Source organism: Campylobacter concisus, from assembly GCF_002165785.1.
GTDB lineage: Bacteria > Campylobacterota > Campylobacteria > Campylobacterales > Campylobacteraceae > Campylobacter_A > Campylobacter_A concisus_W.
In genome coordinates this window covers 85,049-104,167 of the sequence record NZ_NDYO01000010.1, presented here as the reverse complement: position 1 = coordinate 104,167, position 19,119 = coordinate 85,049, and the positions used below count along the sequence as shown (strand labels likewise).

At 38.7% G+C, this 19,119-nt stretch carries 14 protein-coding genes and 11 tRNA genes; 6 read left to right on the top strand and 19 right to left on the bottom strand.

The features are described 5' to 3' along the window. The first annotated feature begins 1 nt into the window (after nucleotide 1). The 4 genes from nuoL to B9N62_RS08405 are packed head-to-tail and all read left to right on the top strand — an operon-like array spanning nucleotide 2 to nucleotide 7,236. Complete coding sequence (gene nuoL, locus B9N62_RS08420) at nucleotides 2-1,840, top strand: NADH-quinone oxidoreductase subunit L (protein WP_087585114.1); 1,839 nt, start codon at nucleotides 2-4, stop codon at nucleotides 1,838-1,840. Beyond that, on the top strand, nucleotides 1,840-3,351 hold the full coding sequence (locus B9N62_RS08415; RefSeq protein ID WP_087585113.1) for an NADH-quinone oxidoreductase subunit M: 1,512 nt from the start codon (nucleotides 1,840-1,842) through the stop codon (nucleotides 3,349-3,351). The genes nuoL and B9N62_RS08415 overlap by 1 nt, the downstream gene beginning before the upstream one ends. Then, nucleotides 3,348-4,838, top strand: a complete 1,491-nt coding sequence (gene nuoN / locus B9N62_RS08410) for an NADH-quinone oxidoreductase subunit NuoN (protein ID WP_087585112.1) — start codon at nucleotides 3,348-3,350, stop codon at nucleotides 4,836-4,838. The genes B9N62_RS08415 and nuoN overlap by 4 nt, the downstream gene beginning before the upstream one ends. A 22-nt stretch (nucleotides 4,839-4,860) precedes the next feature. Beyond that, the gene (locus tag B9N62_RS08405) at nucleotides 4,861-7,236 is read left to right on the top strand and encodes a tetratricopeptide repeat protein (RefSeq protein WP_087585143.1); all 2,376 of its coding nucleotides are present in this window, start codon (nucleotides 4,861-4,863) and stop codon (nucleotides 7,234-7,236) included. A 502-nt stretch (nucleotides 7,237-7,738) separates the two neighbouring features. Here B9N62_RS08405 and B9N62_RS08400 read toward each other — a convergent pair. The 19 genes from B9N62_RS08400 to tig form a co-directional block, all read right to left on the bottom strand. Then, nucleotides 7,739-7,813 (bottom strand) — tRNA-Glu (locus B9N62_RS08400). Nucleotides 7,814-7,821: 8 nt separating this feature from the next. Then, nucleotides 7,822-7,897, bottom strand: a tRNA-Lys gene (locus B9N62_RS08395). Between the two features lie 114 nt (nucleotides 7,898-8,011). Continuing rightward, nucleotides 8,012-8,088 (bottom strand) — tRNA-Asp (locus tag B9N62_RS08390). Nucleotides 8,089-8,096: 8 nt separating this feature from the next. Continuing rightward, nucleotides 8,097-8,172, bottom strand: a tRNA-Val gene (locus tag B9N62_RS08385). Nucleotides 8,173-8,189: 17 nt separating this feature from the next. Further along, nucleotides 8,190-8,265: transfer RNA gene (locus B9N62_RS08380), tRNA-Glu, on the bottom strand. A gap of 13 nt (nucleotides 8,266-8,278) precedes the next feature. Beyond that, nucleotides 8,279-8,354 (bottom strand) — tRNA-Lys (locus tag B9N62_RS08375). 126 nt (nucleotides 8,355-8,480) lie between these two features. Continuing rightward, nucleotides 8,481-8,565, bottom strand: a tRNA-Leu gene (locus B9N62_RS08370). A gap of 15 nt (nucleotides 8,566-8,580) precedes the next feature. Beyond that, a tRNA-Arg gene (locus tag B9N62_RS08365) sits at nucleotides 8,581-8,657 on the bottom strand. A gap of 15 nt (nucleotides 8,658-8,672) precedes the next feature. After that, nucleotides 8,673-8,749: transfer RNA gene (locus B9N62_RS08360), tRNA-Arg, on the bottom strand. A 6-nt stretch (nucleotides 8,750-8,755) separates the two neighbouring features. After that, a tRNA-His gene (locus B9N62_RS08355) sits at nucleotides 8,756-8,832 on the bottom strand. Nucleotides 8,833-8,841: 9 nt separating this feature from the next. Next, a tRNA-Pro gene (locus B9N62_RS08350) sits at nucleotides 8,842-8,919 on the bottom strand. A gap of 425 nt (nucleotides 8,920-9,344) precedes the next feature. Further along, complete coding sequence (locus tag B9N62_RS08345) at nucleotides 9,345-10,067, bottom strand: TerC family protein (RefSeq protein ID WP_087585111.1); 723 nt, start codon at nucleotides 10,065-10,067, stop codon at nucleotides 9,345-9,347. Beyond that, nucleotides 10,060-10,647 (bottom strand): phosphoribosylglycinamide formyltransferase, encoded by a 588-nt coding sequence (gene purN / locus B9N62_RS08340; RefSeq protein ID WP_087585110.1) that lies wholly within the window; start codon nucleotides 10,645-10,647, stop codon nucleotides 10,060-10,062. Before purN ends, B9N62_RS08345 begins: the two co-directional genes overlap by 8 nt. Then, entirely contained in the window at nucleotides 10,629-12,032 is a 1,404-nt protein-coding gene (locus B9N62_RS08335) for an NAD(P)H-hydrate dehydratase (RefSeq protein WP_087585109.1), read from the bottom strand. Before B9N62_RS08335 ends, purN begins: the two co-directional genes overlap by 19 nt. 2 nt (nucleotides 12,033-12,034) lie before the next feature. Next, a complete protein-coding gene (locus tag B9N62_RS08330; RefSeq protein ID WP_087585108.1) occupies nucleotides 12,035-13,540 on the bottom strand; it encodes a YifB family Mg chelatase-like AAA ATPase in 1,506 nt (501 codons plus the stop codon). Next, nucleotides 13,537-14,055, bottom strand: a complete 519-nt coding sequence (def, locus tag B9N62_RS08325; RefSeq protein WP_087585107.1) for a peptide deformylase — start codon at nucleotides 14,053-14,055, stop codon at nucleotides 13,537-13,539. Before def ends, B9N62_RS08330 begins: the two co-directional genes overlap by 4 nt. Beyond that, complete coding sequence (locus B9N62_RS08320) at nucleotides 14,052-15,092, bottom strand: GGDEF domain-containing protein (protein WP_087585106.1); 1,041 nt, start codon at nucleotides 15,090-15,092, stop codon at nucleotides 14,052-14,054. The genes def and B9N62_RS08320 overlap by 4 nt, the downstream gene beginning before the upstream one ends. A gap of 8 nt (nucleotides 15,093-15,100) precedes the next feature. Continuing rightward, nucleotides 15,101-15,691, bottom strand: coding sequence for an ATP-dependent Clp endopeptidase proteolytic subunit ClpP (clpP, locus tag B9N62_RS08315; RefSeq protein WP_054196008.1), 591 nt, complete (start codon nucleotides 15,689-15,691; stop codon nucleotides 15,101-15,103). Next, nucleotides 15,691-17,022 carry a trigger factor gene (tig, locus tag B9N62_RS08310; protein ID WP_087585105.1) on the bottom strand — a complete coding sequence of 444 codons (1,332 nt, stop codon included), beginning with the start codon at nucleotides 17,020-17,022 and terminating at the stop codon, nucleotides 15,691-15,693. The genes clpP and tig overlap by 1 nt, the downstream gene beginning before the upstream one ends. 137 nt (nucleotides 17,023-17,159) lie before the next feature. On the opposite strand from tig, the gene folE reads away from it, so the two are divergent. After that, nucleotides 17,160-17,732: a GTP cyclohydrolase I FolE gene (folE, locus tag B9N62_RS08305; RefSeq protein ID WP_012001018.1), complete on the top strand. Its 573-nt coding sequence runs from the start codon at nucleotides 17,160-17,162 to the stop codon at nucleotides 17,730-17,732. A gap of 11 nt (nucleotides 17,733-17,743) precedes the next feature. Beyond that, the gene (gene fliI, locus B9N62_RS08300; protein WP_374188116.1) at nucleotides 17,744-19,036 is read left to right on the top strand and encodes a flagellar protein export ATPase FliI; all 1,293 of its coding nucleotides are present in this window, start codon (nucleotides 17,744-17,746) and stop codon (nucleotides 19,034-19,036) included. The last annotated feature ends 83 nt before the right edge of the window (nucleotides 19,037-19,119 follow it).

Sequence of the window (19,119 nt, the reverse complement as noted above, 5' to 3'; positions counted from 1 at the left end):
GATGACTTTATTTTGCATTTCACTATTTTTTCCACTTCTTAGCTTTATCGTTTCTGGACTTTTTTCGCATAGCAGTAAAAATTTACTAATTGGTGTTTTTTGCTCACTTCTCATGGTTATTAGCACAACCGCTTCACTTATGCTAGCAGCTAGTCTTGGCATAGATGAACCGCTAAATTTATTACTAAAAGAATTTATAAATTTTGGCGGTCTGGATTTAAATTTTGGCTTCTATCTTGATGCCATTAGCCTTGTTATGCTTAGCACCGTTGGTGTGGTCGCAAGCATCGTGCATATCTACTCGGTTGGCTACATGAGAGATGATGCAAGTTTTAACCGCTTTTTTAGTTATTTGGGGCTCTTTGTCTTTTGCATGAACATCCTTGTATCAAGCGATAACTTTATAGGGCTATTTATTGGCTGGGAGGGCGTTGGACTTTGCTCTTGGCTACTCATTGGCTTTTGGTATAAAAGGCCTAGCGCAAATATCGCTGCAAACGAAGCTTTTGTGATGAACAGAGTGGCTGATCTTGCGATGCTTGTTAGCATTTTTTATATATTTTATAGCTTTGGCTCACTTAAATTTAGCGATGTTTTTAACGCCAGAAGCGACTTTTCTGGGCTAAATTTAGGCATCATCGCCACACTTCTTTTTATAGGTGCCATGGGCAAAAGCGCGCAGTTTCCATTTCACACATGGCTTGCAAATGCCATGGAGGGGCCAACTCCAGTTTCTGCGCTCATCCACGCAGCGACCATGGTAACAGCTGGCGTCTATCTAGTCATACGTGCAAATTTTATCTTTATAAACGCGCCTGAAGTATCGCACTTTATCGCTTACCTTGGCACATTTGTAGCGGTTTTTGCGGCTAGCATCGCGCTTGTGCATAACGACCTTAAAAAAATAGTCGCCTACTCGACGCTTTCGCAGCTTGGTTATATGTTCGTAGCTGCTGGCCTTGGCGCTTATAAGATCGCACTTTTTCACCTTGTCACGCACGCATTTTTTAAGTCACTTCTCTTTTTATGTGCTGGCAACGTCATGCATGCGATGAACGACGAGCTAAATATCAAAAAAATGGGCGGACTTTATAAATTTATGAAACCAACTGCACTCCTTTCTATCATCGCAAGCTGTGCGCTAGCTGGATTTTATCCATTTGCTGGCTTTTTCTCTAAAGATAAAATTTTAGAGGTTGCCTTTAGTGAAAATAAATTTTTATGGATCATTTTACTCTTTGGTGCTGTACTTACGGCATTTTATAGCTTTAGGCTCGTTATGCTAGTCTTTTTTACAAAGCCAAAGAGCGAGAAACACGTGCATGAAGCTAAAAACTATATGCTAGCTGGCATGGGCGTACTTGGAATTCTCTCAGTCATAAGTGGCTTTTTTTGGAGCAACTTTAGTGAGTTTTTAGAAAAAAGTTTAAAAGATTTTCCACTAAATTTATCTCACGGTAGTGAAATTTTCTTGCTCGTTTTAACACTTAGCCTAGTGCTAGCAAGTGCTGGCTTTACTATATTTGCCTATAAAAGAGAAATTTTTAAAGAGAGTGTTTGTGAGAGCAGAATTTATAAAATTTTGCAAAATGCCTACTTTATCCCAAAATTTTACGAGAAATTTTTCATAAATGGCTATACGTTAGTTTCACAAATTTGTAAAAAGATTGACGAGATGATAATCGATCGTAGTGTCGATCTAGTAGCAACGGTGCTAAATAAATTTGCAAATTTAACAAACAAAATGCAAAGCGGCGATCTTAGCATCATGCTTAGGTTTATGGTCGCAGGATTTGCCTTGCTTTTAAGCTTTATATTTTTATTAAACGGAGCCAAATAATGCTAAGTGTTATCATATTTTTCCCAGCAATAAGCGCTATACTTGGCTTTTTAATAGAAAATAAAAGTATCAAATTTTACGGAGCAAGCATCGCTCTTATCGAGCTATTGCTAGCCATTTTTGTCTGTTTTAATGTTGATTTTAGAGGCTATGAGTTTGTGCTAACGCATCAAATTTCGCTCATACCAAGCCTAAATATCAGCTATTTTGTTGGCATCGATACCATTTCACTAGCACTTATCGTACTTAGTGCATTTATGAGTTTCATCTCTATCGTGGCACTTAGCGATGATGGAAATTTAAAGCATCTAATTATTAGCGTGCTCTTTTTAGAGAGCACGATGATGGGCGTATTTAGCGCACTTGATATGATCTTGTTTTACAGCTTTTGGGAGCTTAGCCTCATACCGCTTCTCTACATCATCGGCGCATTTGGCAGTAAAAATAGAATTTATGCGGCGATTAAATTTTTCATCTACACATTTTTAGGCTCTGTTTTTATGCTAGTAGCTATCATCTTTATCGGCTATCTTTGCTATCAAAAAAATGGCGCTTTTAGCTTTAGCCTACTTGACTGGTACAAGCTTGGTATCGGAGAGAATGCTCAAATTTGGCTATTTTTAGCATTTTTTTTCGCCTTTGGTGTGAAAACTCCGCTATTTCCATTTCACACGTGGCTGCCTTATGCGCACGGACAGGCTCCGACCATCGGCTCAGTGCTACTTTCTAGCGTGCTTTTAAAGATGGGTACATATGGTTTTGTGAGATTTTCACTGCCGCTTTTCCCAGATGCAAGCCTACTTTTAAGTGGCTTTGTCTGCGTCATAGCCATCATAATGATCATCTACGCAGCCCTAGTTGCCTACGCTCAAATCGATATAAAGCAAGTTATCGCTTATAGCTCCATTTCGCACATGGGTGTCATCATGCTTGGCATTTTTTCACTAAATTTGATAGGTCTTAGCGGCTCGATATTTTTGATGATAAGCCACGGTATCGTAAGCGGCGCTTTGTTTTTGTTAGTTAGCGTCATCTACGAGAGGGCTCACACCAAAGAAATTTGCGAATTTGGTGGCCTTGCCAAGGTCATGCCAAAATACGCGCTCATATTTTTTATAGCAACTCTTGCTAGCATTGGCCTTCCACTAACGATCGGCTTTGTGGGCGAGTTTTTGAGCCTGCTTGGCGTCTTTAAACTAAATAAGCTCTTTGCGCTACTTGGTGGCTTTAGTATCATCGTGGGCGCTGTTTATATGCTAGTGCTTTATAAAAGGGTCTTTTTTGGCAAGTGCAAAGAGAAAAATTTAAGCCTTAAGGATCTAAATTTTAAAGAGTTAGTCGCTCTTGTGCCACTTTGCTTGCTTATAATTGCTCTTGGTGTTGCTCCAAATTTAATCCTAAAGCCGCTTGAGCCAAGCGTGCAAAATATCATAAGCAAAATGCAAACTAGAGCCATAAATAGCGACACAAAGGATAAAATTTCATCTTTAAATGGTGGGAGCAAACTATGAACGAAATAGCCTTTTTAAACCTTAAAGAAATTTCTTTATCTTCGGTTGCTCCGATGCTTAGTATGATAATCTTTGCACTTTTTATCTTAATCGTTGGCACCATAAAAAAAGACCTTTCAAGAAATTTCTACTGCGTATTTTGTATCATCGCAATATTTGTAAATTTGGGCCTAATACTTGATTTTAACGGTCTTAGCCTTAGCTTTTGGGATATGCTCTTAGTCGATGGAATTTCTATCATCTCACAGATCATTATCCTAATCGCCTCAGCCCTTTTCATACCGCTCGCACTCAGCACGAAAGAGTATTTTGAGTATAAAATTTACGAGTATTACGCTCTATTTTTGTTTATGATTGCTGGATTTTTATTTATGGTGAGCTCAAATAATCTACTCATCATCTTTTTAGGCCTTGAGATCAGCTCGCTTTGCCTCTACACCCTAATCGCCCTTCATAATAAGGCAAAAAGCGTAGAAGCTGCCATTAAATACTTTGCTATGGGCTCGCTCTCGGCTGGCTTTTTTGCGATGGCAATAGCGATGTTTTATCTAGCGACAAACTCAATAGACATCGATCGTATCGGCGTTGTGATAAAAGATCTTAGCCTAAATCAAAATTTGATCATCTTACTTGGCTGTGTTTTCATCGCCTCGGCCATTGGCTTTAAGCTCTCACTCATACCATTTCACACATGGATCCCAGACGTTTATGAAGGCTCAAATGCCCCGCTAGCAGGCTATATGTCGATCGTGCCAAAGGTAGCAGCATTTATCGTCGCGTTAAGAATTTTTGCGATGCTTGAGGGTTCACAAATTCCATGGATAAAAGATATGCTCTACATCATCGCCGTGCTTACGATGAGCCTTGCAAACATCATGGCGCTAGTGCAAAAAGACGTAAAAAGGATGCTCGCTTTTAGCTCCATAGCTCACGCTGGTGTCGTGCTTTGCGCGCTTGTGGCAAATTCTCACGAGGCAAATGTCGCCTTGTTTTTCTACTGGATCATGTTTTTGTTTGCAAATTTGGGCGCATTTTCTATGCTTTGGGTAGCAAGATGCGACGACGTCGTCTGCTGGGACAAGCGCTTTAAGCATCCATTTGAGAAATTTTCAGGGCTTATAAAAATTTTACCAAGCTACGCTGTGATAATGGGAATTTTTATGATCGCTCTTGCTGGCATTCCGCCTTTTAGCGTCTTTTGGGGCAAGATGGTACTTATAGCTTCGCTCATAAAAGCTGACTACGTCGTTCTTAGCGTTATAATCATGATAAATTCTGCCATTGCGATTTATTACTATTTAAAGCTAATCGTCTTTATGTTTTTAAAAGAGCCGATCGTAAAAGATAAAAACCTCTACACTGCAAACGTCTCGATGGCACTAAAGGTAATAGTTGGCATCGCAGTGGCCGGAACAGTCTTTGCCTTTTTGTTTTCTGGGGCGATTTTGGAATTTATTGAGCATTTTGTCTTTGCTTCAGGATTTTAGAAAATTTAACTATAATTGCGGCATGAAAAAGCTCTTAATTATTTTATTTTTTCCGCTTTATCTAACCGCTTTTAATCTTAGCCTAAACAGCGGTGCAAATGGTGATAAACCTTATAGCGTTCTTCAGCTAAGCGATGAGCAAGAATTTGAATGCGTGGAGCAAATTTTAGCTTACGATACCAAACGCTATGTCTGCATGCTAGATGATGAAATTTTGCCCAAAATTGAAGATACGACACTGCCATTAATGGATATAAAATATAAAAAGCAAGATGGCAAGCTTTTTATCGTCATAATGCCAAAAGCACCGTCAAAACTGCTAAATATAAAAACTGAGCTTTATAACAGTCAAAACGTACAAGATAGCCCAAGAACAACCATTTCAAAACACTTTAGCATAATTATAGATACTTCGCTCAGTGAAAATAGCAAGAGAAAGTCTGGGCTAAATTTTAAACCTGATTTTAAAGATATGCTAAATCCTAGTATTGGAGCGCTTGATCTTAACAAAGCCCCTATTTCTGGGCTTGATAGTAATGACATTGATATCTACATAAGCATAAAAAGAGCTTATGAAAAAGGCGCTTATGAAAATGTAGTAAAAGATACTCAAACAGCGATAAAAAGGCACCCAAATAGCCTTTTTTCAAGTGAATTTTTACTATTTCGCCTAAGGGCTCTTGATAAAATTTTTGAGACAAAAAATGAGTTTGAAGAGATCGAGCCAAAAGATATCGTAAGCGAAGGTAGGGCCTGGATTAGAAAATTCCCATCTGATGAAAACTATCCAGAGGTGCTCTACCTAATCGCTAGAGCCTACCTAAAAGATAGCATCGCAAGTGATGCAAAATATATGCTTGATATCTTAAACGAAGAGCACGCAAACTCAAAATTTACAAAACTTGCAGCGCTTGATTATGCTGATTATCTCTATAAAATCGGCAGACAAAAAGAAGCACTAAAAGACTATGAAAAAGTGCTTTACTCCACAAACGATATCGATCTTGCAAGTAGAGCAGCACTAAGCCTAGCTGATGCAAATATTGATAAAGAAAAATTTGATGAAGCAAAGAAATTTATACTAAAAATTGCAAATGCGAATGAAAAATTTTTTATGAACAACCCAACAAAGTCGATGAATCTTGCAACCACATTTGCAAGTAAAGATATGCCTGATGTGGCTGCTAAAATTTATGAAATCTTGATAAACAATAGCGATAGGACGAAAGATTTTTATGAAGTTGCTTTAAAAAATTTAGCATTAAATCTAGCTAAAACAAAAGATGAAAAAAAGGCGTACGAGTACTTAAACCGGTACGAAACAGAGTTTAAATATGGTGATTATATCGATGAAGTCACCAAGGCAAAAGATGGTTTATTTTTTGAAGAAGAGGACAAAAACTCTACCGCACTTCACACTAGATATAAAGAACTCATCGAAAAATATGCTGGAACAAATATTAGCCAGAAGGCTTTAATAAGCGAGCTTGAGCTGGATATTAAAGAGCGTAAATTCTCCGATGCACTATCTTACAAAACCATGGCAAAAGATGGAAATTTGAGTAAGGCAATGGAGCTGATAAATGAGGCTGCGCTAGAGCTTACAAAAGAGTATTTTATAAAAGATGATTGCACGGCTGTTATAAATTTACTTGAAAACTACGATATAAATAAAATCACATTACCACAATTTAAGCTCTTTAATTGCTATTACAGAACGGCCCGCTATAACGATGCACTTGAGCTCGCAAAAGCTCATGCAAAAGATGAAAATTTAGAAGATAGGGTTGAGTGGCTGGTAAATTTGAGCAAAATTTTATATAAAAACAAAGACTACGAGCATGCGATCATTGCTGCAAATGATGCGCTTTCACTTGGCTCATCAGTCGAATACTCAGATCCAACACCATCTCTTTTTGACAGGTTTTACTCATTGCTTGCATTAAAACGCTTTACGGAGGCGATCTCAACCATTAGCGCTATTGAGCAGCTAAGAGGCCAAGACTTTAAGATTATCGAAGCATATACAGCCATAAGTGACTATGCGATGAAAAGTAATGACTACGCTATCGCTACAACGTATGCTAAAAAAGCTCTTGAGCTACAAACAAAAGCCAAAATAAATACATTTTCGCCAAAGATAAATTTTAACTACTCAGAAGCATTATTAAAGACAGATAACCTAGATGAGGCGCTTGACGAGGCGAAATTTATACTAAATATGAAGCTTGGACCAGAAGACCGCTTGCATGCTTTAAATTTGATAAGTGAAATTTATATAAGGCAAAAGCAGTTTAAGTTGGCTAGGCCTTATTTAAATGAGTGCTCTGACTCAAATTTTATAAGCCCGTATAAAGATGCTTGCAAAGCTAAGCTTGACATGATAGGCAAAAGCTAAATACAAAGAAATAGCTTGTAAGTTAAGCTTTATTTAATTATGTATTTAATTTTTTATATTGCCATCAAATGCTCTTTATATTATAAAAAGAACTATATTTTATCGTAAGCCTTAATGATTTTTAACGCACGAGATCTGGTATGATCTTAAAAATTTTAAGCACCTTTCTTTATTAACAAATATAGGCTGTTTTACGATTTATAAGTTTAAAAATTAAAAATGCTTAATAAGTTTTTTTGCCAATAGATCAAAGCAAAAACAACTTGTAACGCTTTTAATTATATTTATATGATGTGTTTTATTGTATTTATAGAAATTTTTAGCTTATTGTAAATTAACTTCTAAAATTTATCATATACTACACGCTAATTAAACAACAATATAAAAATTAATTTTTACGTTTTTAGTAGCAATTTACTAAGCAAAAAAGTATACATTTTTAATCAATTTTCTATAAAAATTTCTATGTAACAAATTGAAAAGTAACAAGGATTAGAAAAAATGGTGACCCATACGAGACTCGAACTCGTGTTACCAACGTGAGAGGCTGGTGTCCTAACCGCTAGACGAATGGGCCAGAATGGATGGTGCCCCGTGTAGGCCTCGAACCTACGACCCCATCATTAAGAGTGACATGCTCTACCAACTGAGCTAACGAGGCAAAAAACATAATACAAACTATAAAGCCTAATTTTAGAACTAATAATCTTAAAATCTAAATTTTATCACTCAATAATAAGAAAATTTATAATAACCTTAAACTAAGGTTTAGAGATGGCGCAGCGGACGGGGCTCGAACCCGCGACCTCCGCCGTGACAGGGCGGCATTCTAACCAACTGAACTACCGCTGCACCTAAAATGGTGGTCGCTATAAGACTCGAACTTATGACATCCACCTTGTAAGGGTGGCGCTCTACCAACTGAGCTAAGCGACCTAAAATTTAAAAATATCTGGCGACCCTTAGAGGATTTGAACCTCTGTTTCTACACAGAGAAAGTAGAGTCCTGAGCCACTAGACGAAAGGGTCATAAACCCAAAAATGGTGTCCTGCGTTGGATTCGAACCAACGGCCCCCTCATTAAAAGTGAGATGCTCTACCGACTGAGCTAGCAAGACATTTACTTAAAAAAGAATTGAGATTATACAAAAAACATTATTACATGTCAAGGAACAAGAAAAATATCTAATATTTTCTACAATAAATGCTGATTATATAAGATTATTTCAAATTATAAAAAAGAATGGTGCGGATGAAAGGACTTGAACCTTCACGCCGTGGGGCACCAGATCCTAAGTCTGGCGTGTCTGCCAATTTCACCACATCCGCACAACAATAATAAAGTGGTACGCCCATCAGGATTCGAACCTGAGGCCTACGGCTTAGAAGGCCGTTGCTCTATCCAGCTGAGCTATGAGCGCATAAAGTATTTTAAGTGGCGCGCCCGATAGGAGTCGAACCCATAACCTACAGATCCGAAGTCTGTCGCTCTATCCAATTGAGCTACGAGCGCCCAAAATGGGGTGAGTGATGGGAATCGAACCCACGACCCTCAGGACCACAATCTGATGCTCTAACCGACTGAGCTACACTCACCATTTAACATGGTCGGGGTGAAAGGATTCGAACCTTCGGCCCTCTGGTCCCAAACCAGATGCGCTAACCAGACTGCGCTACACCCCGCCTGAGTCGTGTTTGTAAGTTTATGCCACTACCTCATTAAAAAGTCGTATTTTAACTTGTTTTTTTTATAAAGTCAATTAAAAAACACTTAAATTAATAGAAATTATATATAAAAAATAATTCATCAAAAATATTAATTAATACTTCACCAAATACTTAATTTTTACACAAGCTAGCTTTCTATGCTTCTCTATTTTGCTATCTACTACAAATTTTAACCTTTATTTCACTGATTTTTAAGTATCCTGGCACGAATATTTTAACTAATATTACAAAGGAATAAATATCAACCTATTATCTATTATGAATTTTATGCTTATCAAAATTTTACCTTCAAATTTAAACAGATTTATCTTTTCAGGCTAGAATTTTTTGATTGACATTTTATCCATCATATCATTAGCTTTTTCACCGTCATAAAAATATTATTTAGCTAACACTTTCTTTTTAGCATAGATATTTATACTTTCCACTGCCAATGAAAATGCCATCGCAAAATAGATATATCCCTTTGGAATATGAAATCCTAATCCTTCGGCAACTAGCGTCATGCCCACAAGTACCAAAAATGCAAGTGCTAAAATTTTTATAGTTGGGTTATTATCTACAAAATTAGAAATACCTTTTGACGCTATCATCATTACACCAACTGCTAAGATAACAGCTATGATCATTATCTCTATATGCTCAGCCATTCCAACAGCCGTGATAACACTATCAAGAGAAAAAACGATATCCAAAACAGCTATCTCGCTTACAATAACCAAGAAATTTGCATGTGATTTTTTGCTATTTTTATGCTCTTCGCTTTCGCCAGAAACACTAGAATGTATTTCAAGGGTTGATTTTACAAGTAAAAATAGACCACCTAGTATAAGCACCAAATCTCGGCCGCTTATGCTAAATTCTGCGATAGTAAAGAGTGGCTTTGTAAGCTTCATGATCCAAAACAATGAAAGTAAAAGTAAAATTCTAGTCACCATAGCTAGCCCTAGGCCAACAATCCTACCACTACCGCGCTGTTCTGGCGGTAGTTTACCCACCAAAATAGCAATAAATATAATATTATCTATGCCCAAAACTATCTCTAAGCCAGTTAACGTAAGTAGTGATATCCACGCCTCTGGCGAACTCATCCATTCAAACATTTGCTTCCTTTGTTAAAATTTTTATTATGCTATCAGGTAAAATTTCATGCTCTATCGCATGGATTTTGCTCTCCCAATCCTCTAAGCTCATACCATCTTCTCTTTCAAACGCTCTTTGTGCGATGAGTTTACCTCCGTCAAGCTCCTCGCTCACGTAGTGCACACTAACTCCGCCGAGCATCATATCGCTCTCAAAACTCTCTTTTATCGCATGAGCACCTTTAAAAAGTGGCAATATAGATGGGTGTAAATTTATGGCTTTTATCTTTGATGTAAAAACAGGAGTTAATATCCTCATAAATCCAGCAAGCACCGTTAGTTCAGCGCCGCTTTTTAAAATTTGCTCCACAACTGTAGTGTCAAATTCTTCTCTATTTGCAAATTTGGCACTCTCTATTATCGTCGTATCAAGCCCAAATTTCTTAGCTCTCTCGATGCCATATGCGCCTAGCTTGTTGCAGATACAAAGGCAAACTTCGATTTTTATACCATTAAAAATTTGATTATGAACTTTTTTAAGTATCGCTTCTAAATTTGAGCCACTACCGCTAAAAAGTACGGCTATTTTTTTCGTAAGCATTTTACTCCTTTTATAATGTCTGTTGGACTAAGTGCATAGCTATTTTTTTTGAAATTTTTAAGGCTTAGTGCATGAGCTAGTGTAGCCGAGATGGCAGCATCCAGTGGCTCATAACCTTGAGCTAAAAGAGCAAGTACAAGTCCGCTTAGCACGTCACCACTGCCACCTTTTGCAAGTATATTTTTACCATAAGGCATGATATAAATTTGTCCGTCTTTAGCGATTATCGTATTTGCGCCTTTTAGCACAAGTACTGCCTTAAATTTCTCGCTCCAAGATTTAGCATAAGTAAATCTATTTTCTTGTAATGTTTTTACGTCGATATCTGCTATATCACAAAACTTTAAAAGTGAGCAAAATTCCTTTGGATGGGGCGTCAAAACACAGTTTTCATTTAGCAGATCAAGCACTTTTGCGCTGTAAAAGATATCAGCGTCAAGCACAAGCTTTTTACCCTTTAAAATTTGTGTATCAAGCTCTTCTATGCCTTTTTTGCCAAGCCCCATGCCAACGGCTCCAGCGTTCATTTTCTCGCTTATCTTGCTAGCTTGCATGATATGTGTTGGTAAATTTAAACCCTGCTCGCCTATCACGCTAACTAGCCCAGCCCCAAAGGCAAATGCCGCCTTTGCGCAAAGTTTGCTAGCTCCTATGTGCTCGCCAGATACAATAAATGCGTGGCCAAAGTCGCCCTTATTTACGCACTGATTTTTTCTATTTGGAAGCACAAGATCGCATTTTTCAAGCAAATGATAGTCGCTCTCGCACTCGTAATTTTGCGCGCTTATGCCAAGATCAGTGACCTTTATCTTGCCAACAAAGTCTTTTGCAGCATCGCTATAAAGCCCAAGCTTTCTAGCTCCCATCGTGATCGTAATATCTGCTTTTACGCAAGCACCTAGCACCTTGCCATCGCTACTTAGCCCGCTTGGTACATCACAAGCGATGATGTAAGCGAGGCTGGCGTTTATTTTTGAGATGAGCTCTATGTGCTTTTCGTCTAAATTTCTATTTAGCCCTGAACCAAAAAGCCCGTCTATGACGCATTTTGCACCATTTAAGCTATCTTCTACATCTTTACTCTCACACACGCCAGCAGATTTAGCTCGCTCAAGCTGCTTAATGGCTAGTGGCTTTAAATTCTGACTAGCTAAGATAAATTCACATTCAAACTCGCCCTCTAACATCCTTAAAGCACAAAGCACGTCAGCACCGTTATTTCCACCACCGCAAATTCCAAGCAATCTCTCACCTTTTTTAAATTTTTTGCGAATGAAATTTGCTATGCCAGCGGCGGCATTTTCCATTAAAATTTCTTCACTGAGGTTAAATTTCTCACTTGCTCGCTCGTCCAAAATTCTCGTGTATAAATATAAATTTTTCATCTTTATGCCCTAAAACTAAGCGCCTCTAAGATGTGGGGCTTTAAAATTTGCTCACTCTCATCAAGGTCAGCGATGCTTCTAGCCACCCTAAGTGTCCTTTTTATGCCTCTTTGAGAAAGATTGTACCTCAAGGACGCCTTTTGTAAAATTTCTCTTGCTTCATTATCTAATAGACAAAATTTTTCTACTTGTGCGTCATTTAGCTTGCCATTTAGCTCATCTTGATCGCGCTTTTTTTGAAAGATAAAGGCTTTTAAGACCATCTCACTCATCTGCTGTGAGCTCAAACTTGCCTTGTCACCTGGCGAACTATCGTCCATAGCAACTTTTAAGTCAATGCGGTCAAGCACTGGAGCTGAAATTCTTGATTTATAGTTTTTTATCTCATTTTCACTACATTTGCAATTTAAATTGCGAGAGAATAAATTTCCGCAAGGGCATGGATTTTGAGCTGCTACGAAAATAAACTTAGTCTCATAAGTTACTTTTGAATTTACTCTTGCAATGTGGATTTGGTTGTCTTCTAGTGGCTCTCTTAGGCTTTCAATCACCTGCTTTGAAAAGTGAGGAAACTCGTCAAAAAAAAGTACTCCGCCATTTGCAAGTGCGATTTCACCGATCTTTGCGACATTTGAGCCTCCGCCAAAGATCGAGCTTTTGGTTGAAGTATGATGGGGCGAGCGAAAGGCTCTAGTGCTTGTAAATTCGCTATCTTGAAGGTTTAAAGAGCGGTAGGCGGCGGACTTTAGCACCTCTTCTAAGCTTTGTGGTGCCATGATATAAACTAGTCGTTTTGCACACATGCTTTTGCCGCTACCTGGGCTGCCTTCAAATAAAATATTGTGCATGCCAACAGCTGCAATAACGCAGGCTCTTTTAGCTCTTTCTTGACCCAAAACGTCCTTAAAATCAAGCTCGAAGTTTAAATTTGGAACATATCTTTTGCCAGAAATTTCTATCACATTTGAAAATAGCTCATGCGTAGCATTAAAATGTATGCTTTTTGCAAATTCTTCATCGCTAAAAAATCTGATCGCCTCTTCCAAAGTACTAACAGCATAAATCTCTAAATTTGGGATCATAGAAGCTTTTTGAGCTATCTCTTTTGGCACTAGAATTTTTGTATTTTTTACCTGCGTGCTTAAAAAAAGCAGGATCGAAAACAAATTTGCTGTGCTTTTTACACTGCCATCTAAGCCAAGCTCGCCAAATACAAAAATTTTTTCCAAGCTTTTTACCTTTTGAAGAGCTATAAGAAGAGCGATAGCTAAGTCAAAATGTGAGCCGCTCTTTGGCAAATCTGAAGGGGATAAATTTATGGTAATCTTTTGTGCTGGAAAAGAAAAATCAAGTGCTAGAAGTGCTGCTTTTACGCGCTCTGTACTCTCTTTGATACTTGTGCTTGCAAGCCCAACGATGCTAAAACCAGGAAGCCCGCGAGAGAAGATAGACTCAACGTCAATTATCTTTAGCCCATCGCCGTAAGTAGCACATCTTAAAGACTTCATGAAGCTTTTTCTTTTTTTTGCTTTTTGTATTCCTTATCAAATTTTTTGCGTTTATTAAAGCCGATTTTTTCTATAAAAAGATGTCCATCTAAATGATCATTTTCATGCTGGATAGCGATAGCTAAAAGCCCATCAGCCTTTAAGCTTTGCTCTTTGCCAAAGCGGTCTTGATATTTGATGACTACAACCTCATTTCTTTTTACATCTTCATAATATCCGGGCACACTAAGGCAACCCTCTTGATAGATGCATTCTCCTTCGCGTAGTTCAAATTTTGGATTTATTATCTCGATTAGATTTTCTTTATCTTGCACGCCTTCTTCGTTAACTAAATTTATAATAAAAATTCTTTTTGCGATACCTATTTGAATAGCTGCAAGGCCGATGCCCTCTTTTGCAATCATCGTATCATACATATCATCAAGCAACTTGTGAAGCTCTTCATCGAAATTTTTAACTTCTTTAGAAATTTCGTAAAGTTTTTTATTCGGATAAGATAAAACCTCTAAGATCAAACTTCTACTCCTGCTTCTTCGCCTAAAAATATAGGCTGTTCATCGTCTTGTGTAAGCATCAATTGATCCAAAGAATAAGAGATTAGTTCCTCAGCACTTTTTGATTTTGTTATCATGCTAGAAACCACTTGGATGTCAAGCTTGCACTCTTCACCATCTATCTTCCAAGGTATAGATGAAAGCATATTTAAAATTCTGCTACCGGCTTGTTTTGTGCCATTTTCATCAGTATATTTCATAACCATAGCAAAACAGCCATCACCGTAATGAGCTACTATATCGCTTCTTCTAGAGGTTCTTAAAAGAAGCTGTGATATAGCTTTATACATATTGTTTTGCTCTTTTAAATTTTTAACACGATTTGTAAATCTATCTTTTGCTCTTACTAGTAAAAACGATGCGTTATAGCCATATCTTTTAACGGCTTCTACTTCACTTTGTACTGTAGCTACTAGAAATTTTTTATTATAGACGTCGTATGTAGTATCGTAAATCGACTGCTCTTCAATAGATTTAAGCACCTTGGCTACTTCATCATAGCTTACTTTAATGACATCAAGATGCTTATCCATAAGGCTGTTTAATTTTATTAGGTCATGGTTAAATGCGCTTAAAACATTTTGAAGAGCTAGGATATTTGTATTATTTTTGAGTGCATCCATGCGCTTTTGCACTAGGCCTCTCATAATGCCTAAATTTTTATAGATTAGCACCACGGCTTGAAGCATACTTTTTATCTGGATAAATCCTTGCTTTATCTCTTTTTCAATAGAGATATTACTGCCTGATGGCACTGAGATCTCGGAATTTATGACTATCATATCACCGATCTCTTTTCTAAATTCATCAGGCTGCCCATCAAGCATTTTCTCAAAATAAATAGAGTAATTATTTGGCGTAGATGGAACATTGTCGTCGCTTAATTCATGCAAAACATTTTCTGAAAATCTGTAGATATCTACCTTTTCTTTTTCTAGAATATGTTTTACCTCAACCGCTTTTTTCTTAGGGTCTGGTGCATTATCTATCTTTATCACTTTGGGCCTTATTTAAAACTTTTCTCCAAAATTTTATCAACAAGTCCGTACTCTTTGGCTTCGGCCGAACTCATAAAGAAGTCACGTTCAGTATCTTTTACGATCTTACTTAGCTTTTGACCTGTATTTTTGGCCAAAATTCCGTTTAAAATCTCTTTCATACGCAAAATTTCACGAGCTTGTATCTCGATATCAGTCGCTTGTCCTCTAGCGCCGCCAAGCGGTTGGTGTATCATGATGCGAGAATTTGGCAATGCGTATCTTTTGCCCGGTGCACCACAGCTTAATAAAAATGCGCCCATGCTAGCAGCTTGACCGATACATATCGTGCAAACATCTGGCTTTATGTAGTTCATGGTGTCATAGATGCTAAAGCCACTTGTTATCACGCCGCCTGGTGAGTTTATGTAAAGGTAGATATCTTTATCTGGATCTTCGGCCTCTAAAAATAGCAGCTGAGCGACGATAGAAGCAGCCATGCCGTCTTCTATCTCGCCACTTAGCATAACGATCCTGTCTTTTAAAAGACGGGAATATATATCATAGCTTCGCTCACCCCTACTAGTTCTTTCAACTACGACAGGAACGTAATAGCTCATTACTCAGCCTTCTCTTTTTTGCTTGCTTTTTTCTCGTCTTTTTCTTTATTGAAAAGCTCGCTAAATAGCTTCTCTTCGATCATCGACATCTTTATGGCTGGAAGCATGCCTTGGTTGCGGTACATCTCAAGGTGCGCTTTTGGATCTTGACCGCTTCTATACGCCTCAAAATAGATCGCCTGAACGACCTCTTGATCGCTCACTTTCACGCCTCTTACGCGAGCTAGCTCATCGATGATGAAAGTTAGGCGAACGCTATTTTCAGCGTCTTTTCTATACTCGTCACGTTTTTTAGCTAGAGCATCTTTGTCTTCTCTAAATTTCTTCATATCCTCTGGAGTAAATGTGCTCCATGCGTTTCTAAACTGCATATCAATCTCTTGCTCGACAATATTTTTTGGCACGTCAAATTTAAATTTCTCAACCGCAGCTTCAGCAAATTTTGGCTTAAGCTCATCATTTATAAGTTTATAAATTTTCTCTTGGCGGATTTGCTCTTTTATACGCTCATCAAGTAACTCTTCAGTTGGTTTTTCTTCATTTGGAAGTAGAGTTTTAAGCATCTCTTCATCTAGTTTTTCAGGAATTTTTCTCTCTTGAATTTCATAAAGTTTGACTTTAAAAACAGCATCTTTGCCAGCTAAATGTGCAGCGCCATAGTTTTCTGGGAATTTAACCTCGATATCTTTTTCGCTGCCAGCTTTCATGCCTACCATGCCATCTTCAAAGCCTGGGATAAATTGATTTGAGCCGATCTCAAGCACGTAGTTTTCAGCCTTACCACCTTCAAATGCAACGCCATCAACAAAGCCCTCAAAGTCAAATTTAGCAAAATCGCCCACTTTTAGGCCTCTTTTGCCCTCTACTTTTTCAAGCGGAGCCATCATTTTTAGAAGTTCAGTTTTCTTCTCATCGATATCTTTTTTCAAAACGCGTGGGTTTGAAAACTCAGGTAACAAGCTCTCATAGCCGCTCACATCGACGCTTGGCTTAAATGAAACTGTTAGCTCAACATCGATCTTGCCATCTTTTTTGTCAAATTTTGAAACGATAGGCTCGCCGATAAGATCGTCATTTTTCTTGCCTGCTTGTTTGATAGCCTCTTCGACTACATCTCTTAAGACATCTTGCTCAGCGTCGTTCGTTAGCTCTTTCTCGTAGCGTTTTAGCACAACAGCGACTGGCACATGGCCTTGTCTAAAGCCATCTACTTTCATAGTTTTTGCTGCTTTTTTTGCTAGTTTTTCTACGCTAGATTTTATAGCATCTGCACTTACAGTCGTGCTTGCTAGGGTATTTACGCTATCTAGAGCTTTGATTTTGATTTCCATCGAATTCCTTTATGAATACAAATTTTTAGCCCAAAATATAGCAGAATTTTCCTTATTTCATTGTAAATTTGTAAATTTTTATAGATATAAAAGGCGTTTTAACGTAGAATTTGGCGATAAAATTATGGAGAAAATTTATGCAAGAGAGTTTTGAAAATTCAGTTAAAAATATGCTAACGATTATCGGCGAAGATCCAAACAGAGAGGGGCTTATTAAAACCCCTGAGCGCGTTTATAAAGCTTTTAAATTTCTAACTAGCGGATACGAGCAGGATCCAAAAGAGGTGCTTGGTGACGCTCTTTTTACTAGCTCAAATAACGAAATGGTTTTAATGCGAAACATCGAGTTTTACAGCCTTTGCGAGCATCATTTGTTGCCGATAATTGGCCGTGTGCATGTGGCATACATCCCAAATGGAAAGGTCGTTGGCCTTAGTAAAATTCCACGCATGGTAAATATCTACGCCAGACGCTTGCAAATTCAAGAGCAGATGACCGAGCAGATCGCAAAGGCGCTTGAGGACGTTATCGCTCCAAAAGGCGTTGGCGTCGTCGTCGAGGCTAGGCATATGTGTGTTGAGATGAGGGGCGTGGAGAAGATAAACTCGACTACTACGACCTCGGCGCTTAGGGGCTGCTTTATCAAAAATGCCGACACAAGACGAGAATTTTTCTCGCTTATAAATTCTCCTAGGGAAACGCATTTTTGAGCTTAGAGCATATAATTTTAAAGCTTAAAGAGGGTGTGAAACTCTCAAACACCTTTGGCATCATAACTAAAATCACAGCTACGACTATTGAGATAACTGGACTTCGTCCAAGCATCGGCGACATCGTACGCATAGTAGCAAAAGATAAGAGTAAAAACGGCCTTGGTATGGTCACGCAAATAAAGACAGATGGCGCTTATATCAGTCCATTTGGCTTTGTTGAGGGATTTAGGATAGGCGACTTTGTCTATGAAAGCGATCAAGGTATGAATATACCTGTGGGGCCAAATTTGCTTGGGCGCGTGGTTGATCCATTTATGAAACCGATTGACGGCAAAGGAGCGATCGAGACGACTGAATATATGCCGATCATGAGAGCGCCGATAGATGCGATGAAAAGGGGGCTCATAAACGAGCCTTTTAGCGTTGGCATAAAGACGATAGATGGGCTGCTCACGTGCGGCAAAGGGCAAAAGCTGGGAATTTTTGCAGGTTCAGGCGTGGGCAAATCAACCCTCATGGGCATGATCGTAAAAAACACGCTTGCGCCGATCAAGGTAGTCGCGCTAATAGGCGAGCGCGGCCGTGAGGTGCCTGAATTTATAGAAAAAAACCTAGGCGGCGACCTGGAGGGCACGGTCATCATCGTAGCGACCAGTGATGACAGCTCGCTCATGCGAAAGTATGGCGCATTTTGTGCGATGAGCGTGGCTGAGTACTTCAAACAGCAGGGCAACGACGTGCTTTTCATCATGGATAGTGTCACTCGTTTTGCGATGGCACAGCGTGAGATCGGCCTTGCACTTGGCGAGCCGCCTACGTCAAAAGGCTATCCACCAAGTTCGCTCACACTCTTGCCACAGCTAATGGAGCGTGCCGGCAAAGAGGAGGGCAAGGGCAGTATCACGGCGTTTTTCACCGTGCTAGTTGAGGGCGATGATATGAGTGACCCGATAGCCGACCAAAGCCGCTCTATCCTAGACGGACACATCGTGCTAAGCCGCGAGCTAACAGACTTTGGCATATATCCACCTATCAATATCCAAAACTCAGCCTCACGTGTCATGGGCGACGTCATCGGCAAAGAACACAAGCAAAATGCGATGAAATTTAAGCGCCTCTACTCGCTTTTAAAAGAAAATGAGGTCTTGCTTCGCATCGGCGCATATCAAAAGGGTAGCGACAAGGAGCTTGACCTTGCGATCTCAAAGAAAGAATTTATGGAGAGCTTTTTAAAGCAAAACTCGGAAGAAGCCTTTGCACTCGAAGAGGTCGAAGAGCTGCTTGATAAGATCAATCAATAAATTTCTAAAATTTGCAAGCCTTTTTATCAATTTTTTGACTACTAAATCTTTATAATAGCTTTGGCTAGGATGTCAAAATTTCA